Source organism: Rhizobium mongolense USDA 1844 (assembly GCF_000419765.1).
GTDB classification, from domain to species: domain Bacteria; phylum Pseudomonadota; class Alphaproteobacteria; order Rhizobiales; family Rhizobiaceae; genus Rhizobium; species Rhizobium mongolense.
In genome coordinates, this window is record NZ_ATTQ01000003.1 from 77467 (window position 1) to 103087 (window position 25621).

General features: G+C 58.8%; 26 protein-coding genes and 1 pseudogene. 16 read left to right on the forward strand and 11 right to left on the reverse strand.

Annotation, left to right across the window (positions count from 1 at the left end):
- Positions 1–20 precede the first annotated feature (20 nt).
- Entirely contained in the window at positions 21–1541 is a 1521-nt protein-coding gene (locus tag A3C3_RS0106055; protein WP_022713719.1) for an ABC transporter substrate-binding protein, read from the reverse strand.
- Between the two features lie 211 nt (positions 1542–1752).
- On the opposite strand from A3C3_RS0106055, the gene A3C3_RS0106060 reads away from it, so the two are divergent.
- The 4 genes and pseudogenes from A3C3_RS0106060 to A3C3_RS45035 all read left to right on the forward strand — a co-directional run.
- Positions 1753–2538 carry an IclR family transcriptional regulator gene (locus tag A3C3_RS0106060; protein WP_022713720.1) on the forward strand — a complete coding sequence of 262 codons (786 nt, stop codon included), beginning with the start codon at positions 1753–1755 and terminating at the stop codon, positions 2536–2538.
- A gap of 69 nt (positions 2539–2607) precedes the next feature.
- Positions 2608–3324, forward strand: coding sequence for a ribonuclease activity regulator RraA (locus A3C3_RS0106065; protein ID WP_022713721.1), 717 nt, complete (start codon positions 2608–2610; stop codon positions 3322–3324).
- A gap of 87 nt (positions 3325–3411) precedes the next feature.
- Positions 3412–3669, forward strand: coding sequence for a hypothetical protein (locus A3C3_RS0106070; RefSeq protein ID WP_022713722.1), 258 nt, complete (start codon positions 3412–3414; stop codon positions 3667–3669).
- 69 nt (positions 3670–3738) lie between these two features.
- Positions 3739–3884, forward strand: a pseudogene (locus tag A3C3_RS45035) (FAD-dependent oxidoreductase); the annotation flags it as partial.
- 125 nt (positions 3885–4009) lie between these two features.
- Here the strand turns inward: A3C3_RS45035 and A3C3_RS41215 are convergent.
- The 3 genes from A3C3_RS41215 to A3C3_RS42500 form a co-directional block, all read right to left on the reverse strand.
- Positions 4010–4729, reverse strand: coding sequence for a 2-keto-4-pentenoate hydratase (locus A3C3_RS41215; RefSeq protein ID WP_145611694.1), 720 nt, complete (start codon positions 4727–4729; stop codon positions 4010–4012).
- Between the two features lie 161 nt (positions 4730–4890).
- On the reverse strand, positions 4891–5397 hold the full coding sequence (locus A3C3_RS41220; RefSeq protein ID WP_051154440.1) for a beta/alpha barrel domain-containing protein: 507 nt from the start codon (positions 5395–5397) through the stop codon (positions 4891–4893).
- Entirely contained in the window at positions 5370–5627 is a 258-nt protein-coding gene (locus A3C3_RS42500; RefSeq protein WP_051154441.1) for a hypothetical protein, read from the reverse strand. Before A3C3_RS42500 ends, A3C3_RS41220 begins: the two co-directional genes overlap by 28 nt.
- Positions 5628–5674: 47 nt before the next feature.
- On the opposite strand from A3C3_RS42500, the gene A3C3_RS37800 reads away from it, so the two are divergent.
- Both A3C3_RS37800 and A3C3_RS0106090 read left to right on the forward strand, forming a co-directional pair.
- A complete protein-coding gene (locus tag A3C3_RS37800) occupies positions 5675–6133 on the forward strand; it encodes a Gfo/Idh/MocA family oxidoreductase (protein WP_198019852.1) in 459 nt (152 codons plus the stop codon).
- A gap of 433 nt (positions 6134–6566) precedes the next feature.
- On the forward strand, positions 6567–6866 hold the full coding sequence (locus A3C3_RS0106090; protein ID WP_022713724.1) for a MurR/RpiR family transcriptional regulator: 300 nt from the start codon (positions 6567–6569) through the stop codon (positions 6864–6866).
- Positions 6867–7059: 193 nt separating this feature from the next.
- On the opposite strand, the gene A3C3_RS0106095 is transcribed toward A3C3_RS0106090, so the two are convergent.
- From A3C3_RS0106095 to A3C3_RS0106115, 5 genes are all read right to left on the reverse strand, one after another.
- A complete protein-coding gene (locus A3C3_RS0106095) occupies positions 7060–7404 on the reverse strand; it encodes a hypothetical protein (protein WP_022713725.1) in 345 nt (114 codons plus the stop codon).
- Between the two features lie 15 nt (positions 7405–7419).
- Complete coding sequence (locus tag A3C3_RS0106100) at positions 7420–8619, reverse strand: mandelate racemase/muconate lactonizing enzyme family protein (RefSeq protein WP_022713726.1); 1200 nt, start codon at positions 8617–8619, stop codon at positions 7420–7422.
- Between the two features lie 17 nt (positions 8620–8636).
- Positions 8637–9998: a mandelate racemase/muconate lactonizing enzyme family protein gene (locus tag A3C3_RS0106105; RefSeq protein WP_028739441.1), complete on the reverse strand. Its 1362-nt coding sequence runs from the start codon at positions 9996–9998 to the stop codon at positions 8637–8639.
- 65 nt (positions 9999–10063) lie between these two features.
- Entirely contained in the window at positions 10064–11230 is a 1167-nt protein-coding gene (locus A3C3_RS0106110; RefSeq protein WP_022713728.1) for a mandelate racemase/muconate lactonizing enzyme family protein, read from the reverse strand.
- Positions 11231–11284: 54 nt separating this feature from the next.
- Positions 11285–11995 (reverse strand): GntR family transcriptional regulator, encoded by a 711-nt coding sequence (locus tag A3C3_RS0106115; RefSeq protein WP_022713729.1) that lies wholly within the window; start codon positions 11993–11995, stop codon positions 11285–11287.
- A gap of 211 nt (positions 11996–12206) precedes the next feature.
- On the opposite strand from A3C3_RS0106115, the gene A3C3_RS0106120 reads away from it, so the two are divergent.
- The 6 genes from A3C3_RS0106120 to A3C3_RS0106145 all read left to right on the forward strand — a co-directional run bounded on the left by A3C3_RS0106120 (position 12207) and on the right by A3C3_RS0106145 (position 18685).
- Complete coding sequence (locus tag A3C3_RS0106120; RefSeq protein WP_022713730.1) at positions 12207–13688, forward strand: ABC transporter substrate-binding protein; 1482 nt, start codon at positions 12207–12209, stop codon at positions 13686–13688.
- A gap of 74 nt (positions 13689–13762) precedes the next feature.
- Positions 13763–14722: a carbohydrate ABC transporter permease gene (locus A3C3_RS0106125; protein ID WP_022713731.1), complete on the forward strand. Its 960-nt coding sequence runs from the start codon at positions 13763–13765 to the stop codon at positions 14720–14722.
- Positions 14719–15609: a carbohydrate ABC transporter permease gene (locus A3C3_RS0106130; RefSeq protein WP_022713732.1), complete on the forward strand. Its 891-nt coding sequence runs from the start codon at positions 14719–14721 to the stop codon at positions 15607–15609. The genes A3C3_RS0106125 and A3C3_RS0106130 overlap by 4 nt, the downstream gene beginning before the upstream one ends.
- Positions 15610–15619: 10 nt before the next feature.
- Positions 15620–16717: an ABC transporter ATP-binding protein gene (locus A3C3_RS0106135; RefSeq protein WP_022713733.1), complete on the forward strand. Its 1098-nt coding sequence runs from the start codon at positions 15620–15622 to the stop codon at positions 16715–16717.
- A 33-nt stretch (positions 16718–16750) separates the two neighbouring features.
- A complete protein-coding gene (locus A3C3_RS0106140) occupies positions 16751–17914 on the forward strand; it encodes a mandelate racemase/muconate lactonizing enzyme family protein (protein WP_022713734.1) in 1164 nt (387 codons plus the stop codon).
- 21 nt (positions 17915–17935) lie between these two features.
- Positions 17936–18685 (forward strand): ribonuclease activity regulator RraA, encoded by a 750-nt coding sequence (locus A3C3_RS0106145; RefSeq protein ID WP_022713735.1) that lies wholly within the window; start codon positions 17936–17938, stop codon positions 18683–18685.
- 340 nt (positions 18686–19025) lie between these two features.
- Here the strand turns inward: A3C3_RS0106145 and A3C3_RS0106150 are convergent, their stop codons facing one another.
- On the reverse strand, positions 19026–19913 hold the full coding sequence (locus A3C3_RS0106150; protein ID WP_022713736.1) for a GntR family transcriptional regulator: 888 nt from the start codon (positions 19911–19913) through the stop codon (positions 19026–19028).
- Positions 19914–20012: 99 nt separating this feature from the next.
- Here A3C3_RS0106150 and A3C3_RS0106155 point away from each other — a divergent pair, with 99 nt between their 5' ends.
- From A3C3_RS0106155 to A3C3_RS0106165, 3 genes are all read left to right on the forward strand, one after another.
- Positions 20013–21071, forward strand: coding sequence for an ABC transporter permease (locus A3C3_RS0106155; protein WP_022713737.1), 1059 nt, complete (start codon positions 20013–20015; stop codon positions 21069–21071).
- Positions 21068–21832 (forward strand): ATP-binding cassette domain-containing protein, encoded by a 765-nt coding sequence (locus tag A3C3_RS0106160; RefSeq protein WP_022713738.1) that lies wholly within the window; start codon positions 21068–21070, stop codon positions 21830–21832. Before A3C3_RS0106155 ends, A3C3_RS0106160 begins: the two co-directional genes overlap by 4 nt.
- A gap of 79 nt (positions 21833–21911) precedes the next feature.
- Entirely contained in the window at positions 21912–22829 is a 918-nt protein-coding gene (locus A3C3_RS0106165) for a sugar ABC transporter substrate-binding protein (protein WP_022713739.1), read from the forward strand.
- 329 nt (positions 22830–23158) lie between these two features.
- On the opposite strand, the gene A3C3_RS0106175 is transcribed toward A3C3_RS0106165, so the two are convergent.
- Positions 23159–24268: a LacI family DNA-binding transcriptional regulator gene (locus tag A3C3_RS0106175; protein ID WP_022713741.1), complete on the reverse strand. Its 1110-nt coding sequence runs from the start codon at positions 24266–24268 to the stop codon at positions 23159–23161.
- 349 nt (positions 24269–24617) lie between these two features.
- Between A3C3_RS0106175 and A3C3_RS0106180 the strand changes: the two genes are divergently transcribed.
- On the forward strand, positions 24618–25580 hold the full coding sequence (locus tag A3C3_RS0106180; protein ID WP_022713742.1) for a sugar-binding protein: 963 nt from the start codon (positions 24618–24620) through the stop codon (positions 25578–25580).
- Positions 25581–25621: the final 41 nt, after the last annotated feature.

Below are 25621 nucleotides of genomic sequence, written 5' to 3' on the forward strand. Positions count from 1 at the left end.
CAAGCCGTCGGCCGGGCAGATCAGCGATAGCTGATCGACTTCAGTTTGATCTCGTTGCCGGCCTGCACATCAGGCGTATAGTTCACGTTCTTGGCGACACGGGCGATGGTGACCATGTGAAAGAGCGGCGCAATGTTGACCGCATCGACGGCGATGTACTTGAACGCCTGTTGGAACAGCCTTTTGCGCTCGTCCCCGGTCGCCTTCGAGCCATCGGCGATCAGCTTGTCGAGACCGGCGTCGATAATGGTCGACTGGTTGCCATCGGCGGTAAAGCGGTTCGGCAGCGTGAACACTGCGTCGCCCTCGGCATTGTCGATCTGCGTCTGCAGGATGGAGGGCTGGCGATCCTTGTTCCATGGCTTCAGCAGCCGCTTTAGCCACGGGCTTGTCTCGAGCATTTCAAGCCGGGCGTTGAAACCGGCATCCGCCAACATGGCCTGAATGGCCTCCAGGCTTTCGGACGAGTTCGGATAGATGCCGATGCGGCCGTAGATAACAATCTCCTTGTCGACCGGCACGCCATCTGCCTTGGCGGCTGCAACCAGCGACTTTGCCTTTTCCGGATCGTAGTTCCAAACGGGAATGTCAGGATTGAAGCCGAAGACCGACGGCGGCACGACCTGCATCGCCTTTTGAGCGTCCTTGTGGAAGATCGTTCCGACGAGGCCATCCCTGTCGATCGCGAGGTTGAGTGCTTCGCGAACGCGCCTGTCGTTGAGGGGCGCAATCTGCGCATCGATCCTCAACAGCGAGGTTTCGGCGTTTGGAAAGGCATGATCCTCTTCGGTCGTGCCGTCCTGGGGTGCAATCTCATAGGCGATCTGCGCTTCGCCGGTGTCGACCATCGCGGCGCGGACCGCGGACTCGGCGCGCCAGATGATCGTTGCGTTTGGAATTGCCGGCTTGTTGCCCCAATAGCCGTCGTAGGCCACGAGACCGACCGACTGACCGGGCGTCCAAGCCTCCAGCTTGTAAGGGCCCGTTCCGGCCGGGGTGCGCGTCTTGGCGTCACCCGGGGTTGCCGGCGAGCCGATGTCCAGCGCGGACATCTTGTTCGGGAGGATTGGCTCGACGACGTCCGTCCTTATGAGGAGGGTCGTCGGGTTCACGGCTTCTGCATTGAGTTTAAGACCCTTCAGCGTGGCAAGGCCCACTTCGCATGCCAGGGCCGGATCCTGCGCCCGCTTTAGAGCCGCGATGACCGCATGGGTATCGAATGCCTTGCCGTCGTGGAAGGTCACGCCCTCGCGCAGCTTGAATTCCCAGGTCAGGCTATCGAGCTGCCGCCAGCTGGTGGCGAGGCTCGGCACGACCGAACCGTCCTTGGGGCTGAGGTTGACGAGTGCTTCCGTGATATTGTTATGCAGAATGCGTGAGTTGCCCGAGAGGTCCGTATCGCACGGGTCGAGCGATTTCGGCTCATCCGTCACCACGACCGTCAGCTTGTCCGGGGCCGCGCGAGCGGGAATGGCGACGCTTGCCGCCAACGACATTGCAATCCCCATGCTCAACGCATGGATACCCTTGATCTTCTTCATGAAAGCCCTCCAATACATCCAAACGAGCCGCATATGGCGCCTCGGTGATCCCTTCCTGAAAGTCATCCGGGTTCGCGGGGCCACCCGCGATCAAATGCCTTTACTTCCTCCTGCAACCGAGTAGTGTCAAATATGACACTTGCGGCTTGGAGCATGCGCGTCCGGTCCGTCCAAGTCAAGGCGATTAATTCTTATATGGAATTCGTAGTTCATGATTGAACCTAAGCATGGATCGCCCGTTGTTGAAAAGACCGCGCACCTGCTCCAGGCGGTCGCCGATGCCAAAACGGGGATCTCCCTGGGCGAATTGGTCGCTCAGCTTGGAGTGCCTCGTTCGACGGTCTATCGCATCCTCAATTCGCTGACCGCACATGGGCTTGTGGCGCGGGTGAAGGGCGGAGCCTCCTACGAACTGGGGCCAAAGTTTGTGGAACTCGCGCGACGTATTTCGCCTGGCGCGGACAGGGTAACGCTGATCGAGATCGCAAGGCCAATCCTGACGGCTGCGGCGGAGCGGATTTACGAGTCTTTTCGGTTGGCTGCGCCTGAAGGCGATGAAATGATGACGATTTTTGCGGCGTCCAGCCCCGGCGACTACGCGCTTTTCATAAAAGTCGGAGGACGTTCTCGAAAGCATGTCGGAGCGGCCGGCAAACTCGCTCTTGCTTATTCCGACTATAACGAAGTTGAAGTCTACTGCGCCGGCGGGCTCGAAGCCAGGACGCCCTATACCATCACAGATCCCGAAGCGCTGAAGGAAGCGCTCGCCGATATTCGCCGCAATGGCATTGCCGAGGACAATCAGGAATCCAATCTCGGTCTGCGGGCTTTTGCGGCTCCCGTTTTCGATTCCGGCGGCCATCTGGTGGCAACGATAAGCGTGCCGTTTATCGGAGAGGCGACGCCGGATCGGGCTCGCTCGATCAAGCGTGAAGTCGTAGAAGGAGGCGCGGCTTTGACGAAGGCTATCAATGGGGTTCATCCATTATCCAAATAAGAAATACGATATTCTATATTGAACTGTTAGCCCGTTGTGCTAGACCTCTATGCAGATACGGAGGATCTCATGACGGCTTTGGACCCATCGGTTTACGCAAAACTCCTGCGCACAAATTCAGCGAGCCTCAGCACACTGCTCTTGAAGCGCGGACTCAGGAACACGGCGGTTCGCGGCGTGCGGCCGCTCGCCGGCGCCGACAAGCCGATGGTCGGCCCGGCCGTGACGGTGCGCTACATTCCCGCACGCGAAGATATCGACGGTTCGACCTACAGCTCCGATCCGTCAAACCAGCAACGCAAGGCAATCGACACGATTCCGGAAGGCCATGTTCTCGTGTTTGATTGCCGCTCGGTGGCAGAGATTGCAGGCATCGGTGCGATGCTCGCCCGCCGGCTGGTCTACCGCGGCTGCGCTGGCCTTGTTCTGGACGGAGGCGTCCGCGACACGGCCGACATCGCCCAGCTTGGACTTCCCACCTATTGCATGGGACCGGCGGCCCCTGCCAATCTGGTGGCGCACCACGCATCGGATATGAACCAGCCAATCGCCTGCGGCGGCGTCGCGGTCTATCCGGACGACATCATTTTCGGCGACAGCGAAGCCGTGATTGTCATACCGCGCGAATATGTGTGCGAAATCGCCGATGAGGCAGTCGCGATGGAGGAGCAGGAAGAGTTTCTTAAGCTCGAAATCGTCTCCGGCAAATCGACGCTGGGCATCTATCCTCCGAACGCGGAGACGCTAGAACGATTTGAAGCGTGGCGCAGGAGTCGTACCGCCTGACCTTGTTCTCGCTGAGGAGTTCTTGCGGGTAACGGGAAATCCGAGGTGCAATCATAGCGACGTCGAATAGCGCCTCTCGCGGTCGGCGTGGCGCTCGCCTTCGGCGTCCTCGGTTATTTCATGGAAGAAAACGGCATTCCGATCGCGCCCTTCGTGCTCGGAATCGTTGTCGGCCCCCTGGTGGAACAAAACTTCCTGACCTCGATGATGAAATCCGGCGGATCGTTGATTGCATTTTTCGATCGACCCATTGCCGCAGTTGTCGGCGTCATCACGCTGCTTATCTGGGCATCGCCAATTATCGCAATGCTCAGGCGACAGAATTCGAGGTCGCACCGGGTGTGACCTTGGCGATTAACCGTCCGATCCGATTACAGGTGCTACCGCGCTGGCAATGAGTATTGAAAGCTACCGATGAGTGCCACCCAAATGCCAGAACGGGAATCGATGGCATTCGACGTTGTGATCGTTGGGGCCGGGCCTGCAGGGCTTTCGGCTGGCGATCCGTCTCAAACAGGTCAACCGATCTGTCGATCGTCGTCCTCGAAAAGGGCGCAGAATGCGAACCCGATATTCAATTGAATTAGCATCGTTTCTGCAATTTCGAGCGGGCCCTAACACAGCGTAAAATTCAGAACAGCGTCTATGCCCAATTGGACGGATACGTCGCCGGGATCGGTAACATCTACTGCACCACAAAGGCTTCCCGTCGTGATGATTGCGCCTGCTCTGAGCGACGAGGCGGGCCTGGATCGGACATTCGCGTAATCGCAGAAAGCCAGGTCAGAACGTCTTTCGTGGGATGCTGAGCAGCATCGTCGAAAGCGACCTGCTTGTTGAGCCAAAGCTTGAGGGGAATATTCGAACCGGGCTGAAGGACTGCCAAGGGTAGGGCCGGCCCTCTAACATAACCCGCGTTTCCAAGGCGGTCTGCCAGAAAGGCCAGGAAGGAAATGCTACCGCCTTCCGCAATGCCGCTCCAAACCAGTTCTGCGCCAAGATAGACGTCGGAAACTACGGCCTCGATATCGGCCCGCCCGTAGGCCTTGTCCGTCCGAACAGGAAGATCCTGGCTAAGCTGAACCGCGATTTCGACCTCAATTTTCATACCTTTTCGCCAGGCGACTATCGCATTGGAAGGTTTATCTAAGTATGGATGCAGAGGGGCGGCGATTGGGTTACCGTCGGGCGATTTGGCTACCTTCCAAGCCGAGACGTCTGCTCCTTCAAGCTTCGACAACTGGCTCTGTACCTCTATCGCGTCCTCAAGCGCTAAAGGCACTGACACCAGCTGACCGGTCGGAATCTGGCGTCCGTCATGACGGAGGCTGCGTAGTTTATAAGCCAAAGCAATTATATCAGGAGTGGCTAGCATATGGGTCGTGTCTGCCTCTTGAAAGGTCATTCGGATGGCGGTTGCTTGAAAGATGACAGTTTCGGAATCGTGCGATCTTGACCGCACTAAAGCCCGGCGCGCTCAGCGGATAATTGCCATTCTTGAGGGCGCGGTTTTCCATTGCCACGCCCTTTCAAAAAGCGACGAAATCTGACGGTGACTGTTATTCGCTAGGACACCTGCTTGATCCGGTCACGAAACCCTGCCGTCCCTTGCTGAATATGGTCCAGCAGATCCATAACTGCCCAGTGACGCTCGGCAATGTCATAATCTGTGACACGAGAATGGACGCTCTCAAAGGTGCCAAGACGCTTGTGCCAAACCTTGGCAAGACCCGGATAGCCCATCGGCTCAGCCATCGCCGCTAGCGCCAGGAAAATTTCCAGTTCGCGGCGAAGCTCGCTGTCGTCGGAGGCATGCGTGTAAAGCCAGGCGTACAGGTCTGGGTGGATATTGGTAAAGACGCCAGAGAACCCTTTCGAACCTGCCCGCATAGCGGCTGCGGCGATGGCTGCATTGGCGTTGACGATCGCAAAGCCAGAATCGCCGGAGAGCGCGACGCGTCGCTTGACCGTTTCGAGATCGCAGGAGACATCCTTCAACGTTACGAAGCGGCCGGTGTCGCGGCACAGCTTGAACTCGTCATCGCTCAAGAGACGGCGATAGGAGCCGGGCATTCGTACAGACCGAGAGCCAGGTCGCTCGGGAGCCAACTCAAGATGGCATCGAGGCTGGAACGAAATGCTTCGGTTCCGGCATTCCCAGTGTCGAGCCTGTTGCTGACCAGGACAAGTGCATCGATGCCTGTTTCCGCCATCGCCGCCAGTTCGGCGCGCTGGTCATCGCGGTTCTCGCTGATGTGTCCTGACGAGATCACCGGCACGCGCCCGCCAGCCAGCGAGACCACCTTTTTGGAAAGCTCAACTCGCTCTTCCAGACATGGCGAACTTTATCATGGGCGCGGCTCCGGTGAGCATTTCGGCGGTCGGAACGTCCGTCGTCGATCCTGAGATTGGCGCGGCAGGCGATGTCGATACCGCCGTCGTTACCCTTTCCTACGCAGATGGCCGCATTGCCGTGATCAGGAACAGCCGCCGCGCCCTCTACGGCTATGATCAGCGGTTGGAACTCCTGGGCTCCGAAGGCCTGCTACAGGCTCAGAACGTGCTGGAGAACACGTTGATCAAGTCCAGCGCGTCCGGCGTGACGAGCGCAAAGCCGACTTATTTCTTTCTTGAACGCTACATGCCCGCCTATGCGGCGGAATGGGCAGCATTTGTCAACGCTGTGAACACAGGCTCGGCTCTGCCGGTCACGCTCGATGATGGTGTCGCAGCGCTCGCCATGGCGGAAGCTGCAACCCAGTCTGCAAAGAACGGATCCCCCGTGAAATTGGTAGAGGTTCTTGGCTGAGCTTTCGGAGAAGCAAAATACTCTCTGTCGGACTACTCCTCCTGTCCGATCTAGCGGCGGCACGAACTTCGGATCGAGCCGCCGCATACTACTGATTTACCGAAGGATGGTGCGACGCGAAGGACTCGATCAACGAGCTGCTGCAACTACAGGTACCGGCCGAGGATATCAGCTTCAACGATGGTGCGGACGGGAATGTTCGCCATCCGAGGGGACGGTTTCGTAAACTTCGATCCGGTCGTCCGGTTTGTGAAGAACGCGGATTGTGCCGGATGGCTCGTCGTCGAAGCGGGCATGACCCCGCGATCGCGCCTCCGAGAGAATACATGGCGCAGGCCTGTGGTTCCATCCAGGCAAAGTTCAGGGGTTAGATGACAACCTCCAACGACCCTTCCCAATAAGTCATAGCCGAACATGCGCCGGAAGCACGATCATGAGCACGGAAAAAACCATTCGAAAGCCGACGACCATCGCCGAGCTCAAGGAGATGATTGTAGCAACCGGGCTTAGCCTCCCAGAGCAACAGGAGCGCGTCGCACGCACGGCTCTCGCCCATCCGGAAATTGTAGCATTCGGCACCGCGCAATCGCTTGCGGACCGATGCGTAGTGTCGCCCTCAACCGTGGTCAGAGTGGCCACTGCTCTCGGGTTCGATAACTTCAGGGAGTTCCGACAGGTTTTCCGTCAGCACATCCGGGAGAGCTCGATTCGAGCCGCGGACACCCTATGCTGACAGGAAAGCCGCAATCACCGCCACGAATGACATGAGTTTCATAAATGGCTGTTATGCCAGCTTGGCTCACTGAGGGGCCGAAGGTTCGAACCCCATCAAGGCGAGCAATGGGGCATGGCTCCCCTTGTGGGACGTATAGCTTTGATACATAAACGATGAAGTGAATGAGGTCAGGCAGAACGCCGCGGAATGGCTAGAGGCGATCTGCGCAAGAGCCGACACGCGTCAGGATTTGTTTCAAGCTGGGCCTGCCGTGATAATAGAGGGCTGCGGTCCGCTCATACGCGGGTTCGTAAAGCCCAAAGGTCTCGGGGGCGGAAAGGCTGAACGCGGGATTGCTGCTAATATCCGGATTGTCGAGTTTTGGAAAGCGCCGTTGTTTGTGGGCTAGATATGCTTCCGTGCCGATAAAAGCCTGCGCGTCCGGGTGGTCCAGCAGACAGTAAATGTCGTAATAGTGCCGAAGGAAATTGGAACCGGTCTGCTTCAGAATGTGGGTGGCAAGGACATCGCGGACATTATGCGGCCCGTAGGTCAATAGCCTCTTATGGGTTCAGTCGAAGAAGCCCGCATCCTCTTCCCTGAGATATCTCCTGGCCGCTTCGGCGTCGATATCGAGGCCCAGCCCCGGCGCTTCCAGTAGGTCCACCATACTGTCCTTCACGATCTGCGGTGGCAAGCCGACTACCAGATCCTCCCACCAGGGGTCGGTGGCGCTCGGATATTCGAACGCGATGTAATTTGCAGGCAAGGTGGCGCAGACATTGATCAACGCGCCGAGGCCCAGGAGGCCGTTGGCGGTCCCGTGCGGTGCCATCAGGATCGAGTGCATGTAGGCGTGCTCGGCGACCCATTTGAGTTCGGCAATACCGCCAACATCAGCTGGATCGGGGCCGATGACGCGCACCGCCTGCGTCTCGATCAGTTCCTTGAAATTGTGCCGCAGGTAGATCTGCTCGCCAGTGTGGATTGGCGTCGAGGTGGAGATGGTCAGTTCCCGATAGGCCTGCGGATTGACCCACGGCACATAGTCGCCAGTCAGCATGTCCTCGAGCCACATCAAATTGTACTTCTCTACCGCGCGAGCGAACTTAATCGCATCGGGCAGCATCCAGCCCGGACCGCAGTCGAGCGCCAGGCTGACTTTGTCGCCCAGCACTTCCTTCATCGCGATCACGCAGTCGAGCATGTGATTGAAACCGCGCTCGCTGATCACGCCCTGATCCATGGCACCGTGATAGCCGGCCTTCTTCTGCGTCACGCCGTAATGGAAGTCCTCAATGGTGTCCTTCATGTTCGAATGGAACGAGATTCCTTGCTTGACCATGAAGAAGTTCTGCGGCTGCTCCATCATCCATTTGACGTCAGCGGCGTAATCCTCCGGCCGGTCGCCGGTGCGTCTCCGGCGGATCGAGCCGTTGTAGACGCGCACCTTGTCGCGCACCTTGCCGCCGAGCAGTTTATAGGCGGGCACGCCCGCGGCCTTGCCGGCAATATCCCACAGCGCATGCTCGATAGCGCTTACCGCCGCGCCGTACGGCTTGAAAGAGCCGCGTTGGCGGATCTTCAGCATCACTCTCTCGACGTCGGTCGGGTCCTCGCCGACCAGCGCCTCACGGAAATGCAGCACCCAGGGCTTAAGATAGGACTTGGTGAACTCGACTTCGCCCAAGCCATGGAGGCCCTCGTCCGTAACGATGCGGACGATCGGGTGTTTGCCGATAACGGCACAGCGGAGGTCGGTGATCTTCATCTTCGGTTCTTTTCGCCTCAGCTCCAGGTACGATCCCAGGAATACTCATCGTCCCAGTGATCCGTGGGCTGCCAGATGCCGGTGACACTCGGCTGCAGATGCTGCGAGATCACCTCGTCGACGACGTCGTCAATCCCCAGGCCCGGCTTGTCCGGAACGGTGATAAAGCCGTCCTTCACGAGTGGCTTGGGAAGGCCGGTGACGATATCGTCCCACCAGTCGACATCGACAGAGTGGTATTCGAGTGCCATGAAGTTTTCAGTCGCGGTCGCGACATGTGCCGCGGCCATTGCGGCGATTGGGCTTTCTGCCATATGGATGGCCATGGCGACACCGTGGTCCTGCGCCATGTCTCCGATCTTTTTGGTCTCGAGGATGCCCCCGCTGGTGAGCAGGTCTGGGTGGATAACGGAAAGACCGCCGCTCTTGAGCAGAGGCTCGAAGCCCTCCTTGAGGTATATGTCCTCGCCGGTGCAGATCGGCACCGTAGTGGCGTCCTGCAGTTGTCGGTACTGCTGGGTGTACTGCCATGGGATCACATCCTCGAGCCAGGCTGGCACGTATTTTTCAATTCGCCTGGCAAGGCGAATGCCGTTCTGCACTGAGATGTGGCCGATGTGGTCGATGGCGAGCGGAATATCCATGCCGATGACCTCACGAACCTCGGCAATGTATTGCTCAAGGAAGTCGAGGCCCTTGTCGGAAAAGTGGAGGCCGGTAAACGGGTGCGGGACGCTATGCAAATCGTACGCAGCGTTGCGGACGCGCCGCTCTTCAATGGTGTTCAGCAGGCCGCGGCCGGGGTGGTCGCGGTACCCTTCAAGTGAGCCGGCAGGAGACACGACCGCACCGGGCACATCCGCGATCTGCATCAGCCCCAGATCCATCTTGAGGAAGGTGAACCCGAGCTCCATGCGTTGCTTGAGGCGCCTGCCGGTCTCGGTGCCGCTCGGCACGGTGGCGTCGGTGTCGCAGTAGACGCGCACTTTCTCCCGAAACCGGCCGCCGAGCATCTGGTAGATGGGGACGCCATAGGCCTTGCCGGCAAGATCCCACAACGCGATTTCGACCGCCGATACGCCGCCGCCTTGCCGGCCGTGCCCGCCGAACTGCTTGATCCGGCGAAACAGGCGGTCGATGTTGCAAGGGTTCTCGCCAAGCAACCGGCTCTTCAGCATCAGCGCGTAGGTGGCGCTGGCGCCGTCGCGCACCTCGCCAAGCCCGACGATGCCCTGGTTCGTGTAAATCTTGAGCAGCGCTGAGGTGAACGGCGCGCCGACGATTTCGGCTACCCGCATGTCGATGATGCGAAGGTCGGACGGCTTGGAATGCGTGTTCACCCGATTGAGCGCCTCGTCGACTCCACCTGCCATTGGCATCATTTATCCTCCTTCTGGTCGGCGAGGCTTGTCGCCGCGCACGGCTGCGGCGGCATAGAGCGTTGCTAGCCCAGTTCTATCTCGTGGCCCTGAAGGTAGTCGCGGTTCATCTCAACGCCGAGACCAGGCTTCGGCGTAAGCTTGAGGCTGCCGTTCGAAACATCAAGCGGTCTGTCGATGAGGTGATCGTATTTGCCCAGGTTCCACTCCGACGTTTCGAGTTTGTAGAAGTTAGGAACGGTCATCATCACCTGCGCTCCCGCAACCACGTTGATCGGTCCCGCGGCGTCGTGCGGCGAGACCGGGATGTAGTAGGCTTCGCATAGGGCAGAAATCTTCTTGAGTTCGGTAATGCCACCGGTCCAGGTGACGTCCGGCATGATGTAGTCAGCGAGCTTGTTCTCGAGCACCGGCACGAAATCCCACTTCGTGTGGCCGCGCTCGCCCCACGAGATAGCGGCACTCACCTTCTCACGGACCTGCTTGAGGGCGTTGAGGCTCTCGGGCGGACAGGGCTCCTCAAACCAGTCGATCTGACCGGCTTCCTCGAGGCCCCGACAGAGGCGAATGGCAGTGGGAACGTCGAAGCGGCCATGCGCATCGATGAGGATGTCGACATCAGAGCCCGCCGTTTCGCGGATCAGAGCCGTCAGTTCGGCGGCTTCGCGCTCGTCCTTGCGGGTCATGCTGCCATCGAGGTAGCCGTCCCGCCGTTCGCGGGACTGTCCATCGGCGGTGCGGCCCTGGTGGGGGAAAGGATCGAACTTGAGCGCAGTGTGGCCGGACTCGACGATGTCTCTAATTTCGCGGACCACAGCCTCCTTGCTGGTAAATTTGGCCTCCTTGGGATGGGTGTAGAGCGCGATTTCATCGCGTACCGGTCCACCCAACAGCTCGTAAATTGGCTTACCAAGGACTTTGCCTCGGATGTCCCAAAGGGCTATGTCGATGGCGCTCACGCATTCGACTGCGGCGCCGCGACTGCCCATGTAGGTGAAGCTGCGGAATACCTTGTGCCACAGATACTCGATACGCGCCGGGTCCTCGCCTGTTACAGCGGCACCGATCTGCCGCAGCATCGTGCAGAGGGCGCGGTTGGCGAGCCTTGTCGTGGTGGTGATCTCTCCCCAGCCGCTCACCCCCTCGTCGGTCGTCACTTCAACGAACAGGTACTCTCCCCAATAAGAAGCCTCGGACTTGATTAACCACGGCCGAACGCTGGTGATTTTCATCTCAGCTGCCTTTATCTGAAGTGGTCGGGATAACGATATTTCAGGCTATGTATTCTATCCTGCCCGAGCGGCGTTACGCGCACGCATGTGTTCGAGGATGTGCCGGCCGGAGCCCTCGACATGGCGTGCAATGAGTTCGGCTGCCTCGTTCGCATTCCCCGCTTTTACATGCGCGATGAGCTCGCGATGCTCGCTAAGGATCGCGGCACGCCGGGCGAGCGTGAAGTTGAAACGCCGGCTGACGGCTCGAAGCACTTCGCGATGCTTCCACCAAAGCTCGGCGGCATGGCGGTTGTAGTGCTTTTGGTACATTACGGTGTGAAAGGCGGTGTCCAGCTCGCTGTGCCTGAACGTGTCGGCGAAGTTGTTTTCTTCAATTAGGCCTTGGATGCGTTCGAGTTCAGCAATGTCCTCGACGGTGGCCATATTCACGAACCATCGCGTCAGTGCCGGCTCGATCAAGACTCCTATCTCGTAGATGTCCCGAACAAAATCCTGATCTATGGGCCGCACGCGCGCTCCGCGGTTGGGAACGAGGGTGACAAAGCCCTCCCCGCGCAGCAGTTGCAGAGCCTCGCGCACCGGGTTGGTTGACGTGCCGTGGCGCCGTGCGAGATCGGTGACCACAAGCCGCTCGTTAGCAGCGAGCCGCCCTTCGATGATGTCTTCCCTGATCAGTTGATAAAGCGAGGCGCCCTCGCTGGAGGCCCCGATAGCGTCGATCCCTTCGGGTGGCTTTGCTTTAAAATCGCTTCCTTCGGCCACGGCTGTCCCCAAATCAATACACACATTATTCTCGTTATCACGCGAGATGGCCATAAACAATGTACGATTTATCTAGTTGACAGACAATTCGCGATCTGAAAACGTATAAAAATCTCGAAGGGATACATTGGCTGAAAGCGTCCCGCGCCGATGAGGAAAGACCGCTCGCCTCGATGCAGAGCGGCATGGGAGAGAACCTGGAGGATACCCTATGACGAGGATTTCACTCGGCGGTGCCATCCTGCGCGGCACTGTCTCCACTGCTTTGATGGTATCGTTGATGTCCGCATCGGCGCTGGGTGCGCCGCCGGTCGACTTGAACAAGTGGTCGCCGGAATATGTGCGCTCCATTGCCGGCACACAGGATTTTGACACGGCGGGCGATTGCGCCAAGGTCACCCCGCTCGACTACAAGGGGCGACTGACTTTCTGGTATCAGGGCGTGTTCGAGGGCGACCCCGACCTCCTGCGCCAGTATTACAAGGAGTTCTTCGAGACCTTCCGCAAAACCTATCCAAACATCCAGCTTGAGGAACAAGCCCTCACCTACAACGACCTTCTGGACAAGTTCCGGACCGCGCTCTTGGGCAATGCAGCGCCCATGGCGGTCCGCCTGCAAATCCTGGGTGGCACCGAGTTCGCCTCAAAGGGCTATCTGCAGCCGCTCAAACCCGAGGATGTAGGGTATTCGACCGAGGACTTCTGGCCCGGCGCAATGAAGGCCGTGACCTGGGAGGAGGTGACCTACGGCATTCCAACCAACAACGAGACGATGGCGTTCATCTGGAACGCCGACATCTTCAAGCGTGCAGGCCTCGATCCGGACAAGGCTCCGGCAACCTGGGACGACGTCGTCAAGTATTCCAAGCAGATCCACGACAAGCTCGGCATTGCCGGTTACGGCCTCGTGGCTCGCAAGAATGCCGGCAATACGCCGTATCGCTTCATGCCGCAGCTGTGGGCCTATGGCGGCGGCGTCTTCGACGAAGCCACCGCGAGCCCGACCTATAAGCAGGTCGAGCTCAATAGCCCGCAGAGCAAGGCGGCGCTGCAAGCCTCGTACGATATGTATGTTCGCGACAAGTCGGTTCCGGTTTCGGCACTCACCAACCAGCAGGCAGATAACCAGCCCCTCTTCCTCGCTGGCCAGCTCGGCATGATGGTCTCGCACCCGTCCGACTACAACGTCATGCTCGACCTGCAGAAGAAGGCGACCGGCACCGACAAGGACAAGGCGCAGACCGTCATCGACAACATGCGCTACGGTCTGATTCCGACTGGCCCCGATGGCAAGCGCGCCGTCGTGTTTGGCGGCTCGAACATTCACATCCTGAAGCCCGAGTATGTCGAGGGCGGCAAGGTAGACGAGCCGGCTGCAAAGGCTATCATCTGCATGTGGACTAGCCCCGAATGGTCGCTGAAGATGGCCTACGCCGGCTCGAACCCAGGAAACCTTAACGGCTTCAAGACCAAATGGATGAAGGAGCGTCTGGACAACATCAAGTTCCTTGATGTCACGACCTCGATGCTGCCATACGGCATCCCGTTCCCGGCGCTGCCGCAGTCCCCCGAGATCATGAATATCATCGTCCCGGACATGCTGCAGAATGCCCTGACCGGAGCCATGACCGTCGACCAAGCAGCGGACGATGCTGCCAAGAAGGTAAAAGACCTGATGGACGGCGGACTCTAGTCCAAGCCTGACCACGATCGGACCGGCTGCGCCGAGAGTGCAGCCGGTTGTTCCGAAGAATAAGGGCACGCACAGTGACGATCTTGATCGGCAGGGCAGAGGCTCGCCAAAGACTGCAACCCGATAGGTCCGGCGTGCTGCGAAAGATTTGGGAGCATCGCGCTGACTACGCGTACGTGCTCCCTGCGATCGCCGTGATGCTCATCGTCATAGCCTATCCGATCTACTACACGATCGAGCTATCGTTCTTTAATACGCCGCCTGGCCTGCAGCTCCGGGACAAGATTTTCATCGGCCTCGGCAACTACGCCGCCATCCTCACAAGTCCGGTGTTCTGGAAGGTCACCTCGAACACTCTTATCTGGACACTGGGATCCACTTTCATCTCATTTGTCCTGGGGTTTGCCAGCGCGCTGGCGCTCCATCGTGACTTTGTCGGCCGCGGCATCCTGCGCGCCGTCCTGATCATTCCCTGGGTCATCAGCGCGGTCGCCGCGTCCTATATCTGGAAGTGGATCTACCATTCGGACTTTGGGATCATCGGCGCGGTGCTGGTCGGCCTCGGATTGGCCGACCGGCCGCCGAATTTCATCGACAGCGTCAGCACTGTGCTGCCGTCCCTGATCGTCGTCAATATCTGGCGGGAGTTTCCGTTTGCCATGATCATGATGATGGCTGGCCTGCAAACAGTCCCCGACCAGTTGCTGCGCGCCGCAAGAGTCGACGGAGCCAATGCATGGCAGCGGTTCTGGCACGTCACCTTCCCGCACTTGAGAAACGTCTCGACGGTGACGATCCTTCTGCTGGCAGTGGCCAACTTCAATTCTTTCATCATCCCCTGGATCATGACCGGCGGCGGGCCGTCGAACGCATCGCATATCTGGATCACCCACATTTATGAGCTCGCCTTCGGCCGCCAGCGCTGGGGTGTGGCATCGGCCTATTCGGTGCTGCTGTTCCTGATCCTGATGTTGCTCGGCTACTTCTACGTCCGTGCGCTAAGCGGCAACGAGCGGAAGGATGGGACGGCATGAGCACGATTGCCGAGACTGCTCCTCGAGGCCAGGCGCGTCGCCGTATGCGCATCGACGGATGGCGGTGGGGCGGACGCATCTTCCTTGTGTTCATGCTGCTTTACACCGCGTTACCGATGATCTGGATGCTGATCACCTCGATCAAGTCCGGCTTCGCGGCCATGCAATTCCCGCCGCAATGGTGGCCTGACCAGCCCACCCTTGACAGCTACCAGAAGCTGCTCGATCCGCAAAACAGCGTCGGCCAGGACTTCCTTCGCTTCTTCTGGAACAGCCTTTTCGTCTCCACTGCCACGACCATCCTTTCGGTGATCGTGGCGGTTCCTGCGGCCTACGCGTTTTCGCGCTTCACCTTTCCGGGCCGGAACTTTCTGTTTTTCGCCGTCTTGCTTCGCAATATGTTCCCGGCGGTGATCTTTCTCGTGCCGCTCTTCATCCTGATGCGCGCGATCGGGCTGGTGAACACGCATGGGTCGCTCATTCTCACCTACCTCACATTCGGCCTGCCGCTGGCAATCTGGCTCCTCAAGGGCTTCTACGACAACATCCCGGTGCAGCTCGAGCAGGCGGCGCGCATCGACGGAGCGACGCGGTTCCAGGCCTTTGTCCTGATCGTGATGCCGCTCTCGGCGCCAGGAATCATCGCCACGGCGATCTATTCCTTCATCGGCGCGTGGAACGAGTACATCTACGCCTACACGTTCCTCTCCAAGAACGACCAGTTGACACTGCCTGTCGGCATCCAGCGCTTCTTCTCGGAAAATACGACGGACTTTCCGGGCCTGATGGCGGCCAGCTTTATGATGAGCGTGCCCGTCGTGGTCCTGTTCCTCGTCCTGCAACGATACTTCGTACGCGCCCTTACAGAAGGCGCAGTTAAGCACTAGGGAGTTGCCGGTGGCCCACGTGGTCCTCAAAGATCTTGTCAAGACCTATGGCAGCTTCAAAGCTGTCAACGATGTTTCGCTGACGGTCAATGACGGCGAATTCGTTGCGCTCGTCGGCCCTTCAGGCTGCGGCAAAACAACCACGCTCAATCTCGTAGCGGGGCTGATCCCCATCACATCGGGCGACATCGTCATCGGGGACCGGGTGGTCAACGACCTCGACCCCAAGGACCGGGACATCGCAATGGTGTTCCAGAATTACGCGCTCTATCCGCAAAAATCGGTCTATAAAAATCTGGCGTTCCCGCTGCAGATGCGCAAACTGCCAAGGGACGAGATCGACAAGAAGGTCAAGGAAGCAGCGCGAGTGCTCGACATGACGCAGCTGCTCGAGCGCAAGCCGCGCGAACTTTCGGGCGGGCAACAGCAGCGTGTGGCCCTGGGCCGCGCCCTCGTTCGAGATCCGGCGGTATTCCTGATGGATGAACCACTCTCCAACCTCGACGCGAAGCTGCGCGTGCAGATGCGGTCGGAGATCAAGCGCTTCCACCAGGACCTCAAGGCTACGATCATCTATGTGACGCACGACCAACTCGAAGCCGTGACCATGGCGGACAGGATGGCGGTGATGAACGGCGGCTACCTGCAGCAATACGATTCACCGGCGCAGGTCTTTGCCCATCCGGTGAACATGTTCGTCGCCAGCTTCGTCGGCAGCCCGGCGATGAGCCTTGTTCCGCTGGAGGCATCAACGGTAGGCGGCAATACTGTGTTGACCAGCGCGGAGGGCTGGAGCCTCGAGCTCTCGCCACACAACGCCCAGAAGGTCGCGAGGGCAACCACCAAGAAAGTCGTGCTCGGCGCACGTCACTCGACGATCAAGCTGCACAAGAGTGCGGTGCCAGGAAGCATTCCTGCCAAGGCCTACACGGTGGAGCCGACCGGAGACGTCACCTTCGTACAGGCGTTCCTGTCTGGCGCCATCGTCAACGTCAGCGTGCCGCCGACCATTGCCGTCGCGCCCGACGAGCCGATCTGGCTCGAGTTCGACCAGGAGCGGATGCATCTGTTCGACGGCGAAACAGAAATGGCCCTCAAGGCCAACTGATACAGAGCCGATGCGTCTGGAACGAGGGTGTGGATGACTACGAAGCTTAAAATCACCGCTATCAAGCCCTATGCAGTATGGGTTGGAACACGCAACCAGATGCTCGTCAAGGTCGAGACCGACAACGGCATCTTCGGTTGGGGCGAGAGCGGCTTGAGCGGTCGCGAGAAGGCCGTGGTCGGCGCGATCGAGCACTATCGCGAGTTTCTCATCGGCCGCGACCCGATGCAGATTGGTCGGATCTGGCAAGAAGTTTATCGCAGCCAATACTTCGAAGGCGGGCGCGTTCTGCAGGCGGCGATTTCCGCCATCGACATTGCCCTTCATGACATCAAGGGCAAGGCGCTGGGGGTGCCGGCCTACGAACTGTTGGGCGGCAAGCAGCGCGACCGCATTCCTACCTTCGCCTCGACCGGTGACGAGGCCGAGGGCGATGTTGCCATCGAACGAGCCCGCGAACTACGCGCACAGGGGTGGCAGACGATCCGCTTCTTTCCCATCGGGCAAAACAGCAAGGACATCTTTGAGCCGCGCGAATCGATCGGCGCCACCGCAAGCATGCTAAACAAGGCGCGCGAGGCGCTGGGCGACGACGTCGTCCTCGGCATCGACTATCACCATCGGTTGTCGGTGGCAGAGGCGGCGAGCTTCTGCAACAAGCTCGGCCGTGGCGTGCTTGATTTCCTCGAGGAGCCGATACGAGACGAGACACCGGAGGCCTACGAATCCCTGCGCACGATGACCGACATCCCGTTCGCCATCGGCGAGGAATTTGCCAGCAAGTGGCAGTTCCTACCCTACATCGAGCGCGGCATCCATCAGTTCAACCGGCTCGATGTTTGCAATGTTGGCGGGCTCACTGAAGCGATGAAGGTGGCTGGCTGGAGCGAGGCGCACTATGTGGACCTGATGCCGCACAATCCCCTTGGCCCAGTTTGCACGGCCGCGACCATCCATCTCGCCGCCGCGGTGTCGAATTTCGCTTGGCTTGAGACCAGGGTGCCCGAAACAAAGCTGGGCTTCGACAATTCCGACTTCTTCCCCGTGCAACCACGGCTCGACGGCCCCGACTATCCGGTCGGCGATCTGCCGGGGCTCGGCGTCGAGGTCAACGAAGAGGCGGTCAAGGCGGAGAGCTTTCGTTTATGGGAAGCGCCTCACCTGAAGCGCCGCGACGGTTCGGTTACGAACTGGTAGTTTCATCCACCGGAGTCTAAAATGACGCATACTCCCGACATTACGCGACCTCCCAAAGACCTGATCGACGCACTGAAGGAAATCGGCGCCGCGACGGTTGCCGGCACGCTTGGCCACATGGGCTTCCGCAATCCGCACATGGTGGGTCCCGTGCCGCAGAACCGCGGGAAGTCGATCGTCGGGCCGGCGCTGACGCTCCAGTTCATGCCGCAGCGACCGGACCTCTTCACCGAGGGAGAATATGCCGATCCGGAGACGCAGTTGCACCGGCACGTGCTCTATCACGTGCAGGAGGGCGATGTTGTCGTGGTCGACGCACGCGGCGACATGAGCTCGGGCGTCTTTGGCGATATGATGTCGACCTATTTCAAAGGCAGAGGCGGCGCTGGGATCGTAATCGACGGGTGCATGCGCGATCGGCCCAATGTCGAGAAGCTAGATCTCCCACTCTGGCTGCGTGGCTGGACTCCCAACTACCATGTGCAGACCAGCATCTATCCCAATGCCGTCAACGTTCCGATTGCTTGCGGCGGTGTCACGGTAATCCCCGGCGACATCATCGTCGCCGACGACGACGGGGTGGTGGTGCTTCCCGTCGCAATGGCCTCGAAGGTAATCGATGAGTCGCAAAAGCATCACGATTGGGAGGAGTTCTCGCGCGTGAAGCTTATGGAGGGCGGGTCGTTGCAGCGCTACTATCCGCTGCATGACGATGCTCGCGGAGAGTATGAAGAGTGGCGCAAAACAAACCGCTTGGAGAATCGAAGTTAGACTATGGATTAACCGAGGCGAGCGGCAATGCGGATATGCAGGCCAAAGGTTTATCCTGCAAAAGTCGTTGATTGGCAGAGGCTATCCGGCTGTCGGATGCCATCGCGATCGTCACACCAGAATACAACTCCTTGAGTAACCGCTGTTCTGGCCCCACGTTGTCTCCGTCGCCGTAATCTGTTCGGCAGTGTTTTGAAGCATGCCCAGGACAGGTCCCTCAACGCCGCGATGACGTCGAGCGGACGACGGATATGTCGATGTCACAGCCGAGTGCATGGCCGGGGGATCGTGCCTGTTCCGCATTGGACCATGAGTGCCGCGTGCATCTCATCAGGCAAGGCTATTGCATGATCGAGCGAAGCAAAGTCTCGCGGGCGGAAGTCAGATGCAGCCGACAAGCGCGATCGATCGAAGCGACGTTGCGGCTTTCAAGGGCTTCGATCAACGCGAGATGTTCCTTGATGGCAACCTCATTCCGCGCGCGTTCATCGCGCTTGTTCCACTGATAATGATAGTGGAAGACCATGGCGATCACGTCTTGGAAGCTTTCGATAAAGCGGTTTGGCGCGACTGCCGTAATCAGCCGGTGAAATCGGCTGTCCAGCTCCGAGAAATCCTGATAGCGAGCGTCGATATCTGCGAGCAGTTCCAAATGTGCCGCCCGCATAACCTGGATTTGTTTCCAGATGGGCGACCCGTCGGGCAGGGCGGCGAACAGCCGTGCGGAGCGCATTTCGAACATCTCTCTGATCTCGAACAGTTCGAGCGCAAAACCGGCTGTGAACCCTTTAAAAACCCAGCCGGCATTCTGACGCTTCTCAATCAGCCCATATTTCTGAAATCGATTGAGAAACTCACGGACAATCGTTGTCGCGACGCCGAATTTCCGAGCTAATTCCGTCTCATTGATTTCAGTGCCGGGAGAGGCATCACCGCGCAGCATCCATTCCATGAAGCTCGTCTCGACCTGTTCCGAAATTGCTAAGGTCTCTTCCTTCGGATAGCGCTCTTTCTGCTGCGGCTGCTCACACATGATCCGCCGATGCCCTTCAGATATGATGATCCCACGTGCGGCCATCCCCGCCAGTACCTTCCGCACCGTTGTTCTGCTCACGCCAAGCTGGGCGCGCAGTGCATTTTCGGACGGCAGTTCCTCCCCAAGATCGAGCGTCCGAATGATCTCTATCATATCATTGAATGCCCGCTTGAAGGTCGTATCAGTTCTCATGACGCAACTCCCGGTATGGTTATATATCCATAAAAAACAAGTTGACGTACGTGTATCATATATTTCTTATGTATAAAAAACAGGGGAGGCTAGGGGAATTTGGAAGACTCCGGGATTCTGCCTCAGAATTCGTCCCGGCCTGGTGGTTTGCAAGATGCAACCTTCCACCCGAGACAATCTGGCATCACATTGGGACTGAAGCTATTGAGCCTTGGCCCGCTGTTGATCTTGATTTTGCTCATCGCCGTCGTCAGTTTGATCACGCCGGCTTTTCTAAAGCCTGTTAACCTGGGGAACATCTTGGCGCAGACGGCAGTGATTGCCGTTGTGGCAATGGGGCAGCAGCTCGTTATCCTGACGCGCGGAATTGATCTGTCTGTCGGCTCGAATCTTGCGCTGGCGACAGTCATCGGCGGACTCGTCTACCAGCAGGGCGATTCCTCGGTCGTGGTCATTATGGCCATGCTGCTTGCCGGTGCTGCCGTCGGTGCGCTCAACGGCGTGGTTTTTGTCTACGGGCGGCTGCCACATCCCTTTATCATTACACTTGCCAGCTTGAGTATCTGCCGCGGCCTGGCACTTGCATTGGCGCCTGGTCACACCACCATGCGCGGAATGCCCGATGCTGTGACTGCGATCGGCGGCGGTACGACGCTTGGTGTGCCCAATTCCTTTTTTGTCGTCGGCATGTTCGGGCTTTTTTTTCTGATCCTGACGAAGTCGATGGTCTTTGGCCGATGGATCTATGCGGTCGGCGGCTCGCCGAATGCTGCCAGAAGCATGGGTATACCAGTAAGGGGCGTTCTGCTTTCGACCTATATTATTTCCGGCTTTTGTGCAGGTCTCGGCGCGATGCTGCTCGCGGGCCGGACTGCCGCCGCCTCGCCAATCTACGGCAATCTTTTGGAGCTCGACACGATTGCTGCGGTGATTATCGGTGGCGCCAGCTTCCTTGGCGGACGAGGCCATCTCGGCCACGCCCTGATCGGCGCCGTGCTGATCGGCGTCATCCGCAACGCCCTTAACCTTCTCGGCGTCGACGTGTTCTTTCAAATGATCGCGATTGGGCTCGTTATCGTCATCGCCGTAGAGGCTGACGTGCTTCGTAACCATCTCGAAGCGCGCGCACGCGTGCTTCAGTCGGCGAGCCTACAATGAACCCGACATCCACCACACCGGCACTTTCGGTTCGAAACGCCCAGAAGCGCTTCGGCGCAATCCATGCCCTGAAAAATGTGAGCTTTGATGCCTATTCGGGTGACGTAACCGCTCTCTTGGGTGACAACGGCGCCGGCAAGTCGACGCTCGTCAAATGCATCAGCGGACTTCATAGTCTCGACGAAGGAGAGATCCTCGTGGATGGTGCTCCCGTATCGCTCCATTCAACGGCGGCCGCCCGCCGCGCCGGTATTGAAACCGTCTATCAGGATCTGGCGCTTTTCGACAACCTGACCCCCGTACAGAATTTCTATTGCGGACGGGAAATCGCGTTTCCCTCTTGGTTGCCGCGTCCGCTCCGCTTCCTCAACACGGGCGTGATGAGGCGGGAAGCAGCGAGTGTCATCGATCGCCTGAAGGTTAAGCTGCCGAGATTCGATGCGCCGGTCGCGCTGATGTCTGGCGGACAACGACAGGCGATCGCGGTGGCGCGCGCTATAGTTTTTGCGCGCAAGCTGGTGATTCTTGACGAACCAACGGCCGCCCTCGGTCTTCGCGAGTCTCGCCAGGTGCTTGACCTTATCAATCAGCTCAAAGCCGACGGCAATGCCGTGATCATCATCACGCACAACATGGAGCATGTGGTCGAAATCGCCGATCGAGCGGTTGTGCTGCGGCAGGGTCGCAAGGTGGGCGAATTGAAGCCAACGGAAGCAAACAAGCAGGACGTTGTCGCGATGATTGTCGGCGCGGAGGCTTAAGGGAGATCGCTGCTTCGTTGGAGCAGCGGACAACGAGATCGCTCTAGAGGAGGGCGGTCGAAAACGTGGGAGGTGTATCATGAAACCGCAATCCCTGCTGGGAGCTCTTACGCTCCTGGCCGTCGCCGTAGTCCCGTCCTTGGCACAGGAGCCGGTGAAACTCGGCTTTATAACCAAATTCCCCGTACCGTTCTTCGCAACAATGGAGAACGCAGCCAAAGAATATGCCAAGAAAAATCCCGGCGTAGAGATCATCTACGGCCAGGGTACGTCCGCAACCGACATCGAGGGCCAGATTGCACAGATCGAGTCCATGGTGACACGAGGGGTGCAGGGCATTGCCCTCACGCCCGTCGATCCCACCGTGTCAACTGCCCTGGACAAGGCAGTGGCGGCCGGTATCAAGGTCGTGCTGATGGATAACAATATTCCGGATTGGAATGGCAGGACGGCGCTTGCCACGACGGATAATTTCGCTGCAGGCAAAATCGCCGGCGAATACCTCAAAGCTGTTCTTAAGGCCGGCGACACGATGGGGATTCTTGAGGGCGTGCCCGGCGTGCCAGCGCTGGATGACCGTGTGAAGGGTATGCTTGAAGGACTGAACGGTCTTGACGTCAAGATCGTCGGCAAAGGCGCAACAAACTGCAGCGAGGAACTCGGGATCAGTGTCGCCGAGGATCTGCTAACGAAGAACCCAGACCTCAAGGCCATTTATGCCGCTTGCGGCCCGCCCGCTGCTGGAGCGGCGCGCGCCATCAAGAACGCCGGCACTGCCAATGACAAGATTGTGCTGGTCGGTTTCGACTTCTGCTGCGGTGAAGAGGAGGCGCTGAAGAGTGGAGTGGAGGATGCGTCGGTGGCACAGTTCCCCACCAAGATGGCTGAACTCGGTGTGGATGCGCTGGTAAAATCGATTCGCGGAGAGAAGGTCGAGTCTTTGATCGACTCCGGCGCTGCCCTGGTGACGCCTGAGAACATGGCAAAATTCCAGTGAACCGTTGCCCCTGTGGGTATTGGATCAAGCAAACGGCCCGTCCTTCGCGGGCGGGCCGGACGCGTGACCGCTCCTTGTGCCCGGATTTCAACCTTCTCCTCAGCCGGCTTGAATTTTCTCGGCACGCGATATGCCGATCCCCGATACCGCAGTTAACCTTTGCCGGTTGTCGACTTCTCGTCGCTGCCGCACCCGTTGTCCCTTTCGCCTTTCTCAACCGTTGTCGTGACCGGTTCGGCCACGACAAAGTAGTCGCTGGAAGCCAGGGAGAGCGGGTCAATTTTCCTGGCCAACGCCGGCGGCGTTTTGCCTTGGTGCAGACCCGAGACCTATGGCTGAGGATGTGCTCCATCGTGGATCTGCCGTGCTTCGGCGCGCGGCACGGCGACGGAATGACGCTTAACGAGCGAGCATTCGAGCTTCGCAATTGGATAGCGCTTGCCGGGCGTACTTTCCGGGTTGAGATGTTCGATCGCCCATTGCCCCATGGCGAGATGTGGAAGAACCGACGTCGTCAGCGGGGGTACGAGATGTCGCGAAATCTCCTCGTCATCGTAACCCACCACCGACATGTCCTGAGGAATGCGGAGCCCTGCGTCTTTCAGCGCTTCGTAGCACCCGATGGCAGTGCGGTCGTTCTGGCAGAAGATCGCGGTCGGCGGCTCTGTCAGAGCAAGCAGTTTCATCGTGGCGGCATAGCCGGCTCCCGCCGACCAGTCGCCTTCAACCACAAAGTCCGGGTCGAAGGGTATATCGGCGGTGGCGAGCGCCCGACGATATCCCGTCAGCCGGTCCTGCGCAGCCTGCATCCAGATTTCGCCGGTGATCGTTGCGATGCGATGATGACCGTGCATGATCAGATGCCGGGTCGAGGTCTGCCCTCCGGCGATCTCGCTCGGCACTACGGCAGGAAAGGCATGGTCCGCCGTGTAGCAGTTCAGCAGTACTGTCGGGATGTTCAGCTTATAAATATAAGAAGGAAGCTCGATCTGGCGGGTATAGATCGTCATATATATAAGTGCCGATATGCCCCCATTCGTCAACGCCTCGATTGCCTTCGGCTCCATGATGGGATCACTGAGCGTCTGGGTTACCAAAAGGACATTGCCGGCGTTCCAGGAGGCTTGCCGCGCGCCTTCGATCGCGACGATCGCTTCCGGGCTGGTGGCAAGCTGATCTACGGCGAAACCGATCACGTTGTCCGTTCCCGAATAAGAGGCCGTGGTCGTATAGGTCGGCCCCACGTAGCCGAGCGCACGCGCCGCCTCCAAAACCCGGTCGCGCGTCTGCTGCGAGATACGGGTGCCGGGCGTGTCGTTGAGGACGAAGGAAACGGCTGCCTGCGAGCAGCCAGCCGCCGCGGCAATGTCCATCATCGTGACGCGGACGGGCTTATCGACGGCGTGCCTGTTCTTCTTTTGGGTCCTGGGCTTTCGCATTCGTGGAACTGTCTCCGATCAGGATAAATGGATTTCACTCGTCAATCAGGCGTGTTGGCTAATAAATATTAGCAGTCATTCGAAAGCGCTGACAATGGCATGGATTATTACAACGCTTTAGACTGCAGCAGTTTCCAGTTAAAAATCTGCATATAAGTCAGCGAGTGATCAAATGTTTTGATGTGCTTTGATAATACTATTTACTAATTAAGATTATTGTATACCGTCGCTGGAGCGATCGGAACCTATGCCCTTCGTCGCTTTCGCGACGGCCCTAGGAGGGGGCGCGCATCCGGCCGGCCGCAAATCGCAAACGGGCCATGCAACCGCGGCCCTCGGGAGGTATGTTATGAAGCAGCTGAAACGCAATGCAGCCTTGTTCTTCGCCGGGTTGATGCTGAGCGCGGCGCCGATCGCGGTATCCCATGCCGCCGACAAGCCGACGCTTGCATTCGTCGTCAACGGAGCGTCCGACTTCTGGAAAGCCGCCGAAGCGGGCGTGAAGAAGGCGCAGGGCGAAATGCCAGACTACCAGATGGAGCTGAAGTACCCTGAGCAGGCATCGGTCGCCGTTCAGCAACGCCTGATGGAAGACTTGGTCAGTGCCGGTGTTAAAGGGATCATGGTCTCTGCGGTCGATCCCAAGACCCAGACAGACGGCCTGAACAAGATCGGATCGCAGACTGCTCTCTTCACCACCGACAGTGACGCGCCGCAGACCAATCGCGTCGCGTATATCGGTTCATCCAACATCGACGCTGGCCTGCAGGCAGCCGAAATCGCCAAGAAGGCGATGCCGGACGGCGGCAAGTGCATTGGATTCGTTGGCCTGCTCGGCGCCGACAACGCCAAGGAACGCATCCAGGGCATGAAGGACGGCCTGAAAGGCACGAAGATCGAGCTGACCGATGTACGCGGCGACGATATCGACCAGACGCGCGCAAAGAAGAATGTCGAGGACGCGCTGGTGGCCAGCCCCGACGTCACCTGCATGGTCGGTTTCTACTCCTACAACACGCCGCGCATCTATGAGGCGCTGCGCGACGCCGGCAAACTCGGCCAGATCACCGTCGTCGGCTTTGATGACGATCCGATCACGCTCGGCGGCGTCAAGGAAGGCACGATCGCAGCGACCGTCGTGCAGCAGCCGTTCGAATGGGCCTATCAGGGCATGAAGCTGATGGCGGCCTACCTCAAGGGCGACAAGTCCGGCGTTCCCAGCAACGGCTTGATCATCATCCCGACGGTGATCATCGGCAAGGATGACGTCGACAAATATGCCACCAACCTGAAGGCCATGGCTGGAAAATAACCCTCCTTCGCGGCGGGGGCACTTGCCGCCGCCGCGAAGGA

Excerpts from the sequence above, each read along its gene's own strand:
- A3C3_RS0106090 (WP_022713724.1), top strand. The coding sequence starts at position 6,567 with ATGAGCACGGAAAAAACCATTCGAAAGCCGACGACCATCGCCGAGCTC.
- A3C3_RS37800 (WP_198019852.1), top strand. The coding sequence starts at position 5,675 with ATGGGCGCGGCTCCGGTGAGCATTTCGGCGGTCGGAACGTCCGTCGTC.
- A3C3_RS0106140 (WP_022713734.1), top strand. The coding sequence starts at position 16,751 with ATGACTACGAAGCTTAAAATCACCGCTATCAAGCCCTATGCAGTATGG.
- A3C3_RS0106175 (WP_022713741.1), bottom strand. The coding sequence starts at position 24,268 with ATGCGAAAGCCCAGGACCCAAAAGAAGAACAGGCACGCCGTCGATAAG.
- A3C3_RS0106055 (WP_022713719.1), bottom strand. The coding sequence starts at position 1,541 with ATGAAGAAGATCAAGGGTATCCATGCGTTGAGCATGGGGATTGCAATG.
- A3C3_RS0106060 (WP_022713720.1), top strand. The coding sequence starts at position 1,753 with ATGATTGAACCTAAGCATGGATCGCCCGTTGTTGAAAAGACCGCGCAC.
- A3C3_RS41220 (WP_051154440.1), bottom strand. The coding sequence starts at position 5,397 with ATGCCCGGCTCCTATCGCCGTCTCTTGAGCGATGACGAGTTCAAGCTG.
- A3C3_RS0106110 (WP_022713728.1), bottom strand. The coding sequence starts at position 11,230 with ATGAAAATCACCAGCGTTCGGCCGTGGTTAATCAAGTCCGAGGCTTCT.
- A3C3_RS41215 (WP_145611694.1), bottom strand. The coding sequence starts at position 4,729 with ATGACCTTTCAAGAGGCAGACACGACCCATATGCTAGCCACTCCTGAT.
- A3C3_RS0106160 (WP_022713738.1), top strand. The coding sequence starts at position 21,068 with ATGAACCCGACATCCACCACACCGGCACTTTCGGTTCGAAACGCCCAG.
- A3C3_RS0106180 (WP_022713742.1), top strand. The coding sequence starts at position 24,618 with ATGAAGCAGCTGAAACGCAATGCAGCCTTGTTCTTCGCCGGGTTGATG.
- A3C3_RS0106120 (WP_022713730.1), top strand. The coding sequence starts at position 12,207 with ATGACGAGGATTTCACTCGGCGGTGCCATCCTGCGCGGCACTGTCTCC.
- A3C3_RS0106100 (WP_022713726.1), bottom strand. The coding sequence starts at position 8,619 with ATGAAGATCACCGACCTCCGCTGTGCCGTTATCGGCAAACACCCGATC.
- A3C3_RS0106105 (WP_028739441.1), bottom strand. The coding sequence starts at position 9,998 with ATGCCAATGGCAGGTGGAGTCGACGAGGCGCTCAATCGGGTGAACACG.
- A3C3_RS0106165 (WP_022713739.1), top strand. The coding sequence starts at position 21,912 with ATGAAACCGCAATCCCTGCTGGGAGCTCTTACGCTCCTGGCCGTCGCC.
- A3C3_RS0106145 (WP_022713735.1), top strand. The coding sequence starts at position 17,936 with ATGACGCATACTCCCGACATTACGCGACCTCCCAAAGACCTGATCGAC.
- A3C3_RS0106150 (WP_022713736.1), bottom strand. The coding sequence starts at position 19,913 with ATGAGAACTGATACGACCTTCAAGCGGGCATTCAATGATATGATAGAG.
- A3C3_RS0106065 (WP_022713721.1), top strand. The coding sequence starts at position 2,608 with ATGACGGCTTTGGACCCATCGGTTTACGCAAAACTCCTGCGCACAAAT.
- A3C3_RS0106130 (WP_022713732.1), top strand. The coding sequence starts at position 14,719 with ATGAGCACGATTGCCGAGACTGCTCCTCGAGGCCAGGCGCGTCGCCGT.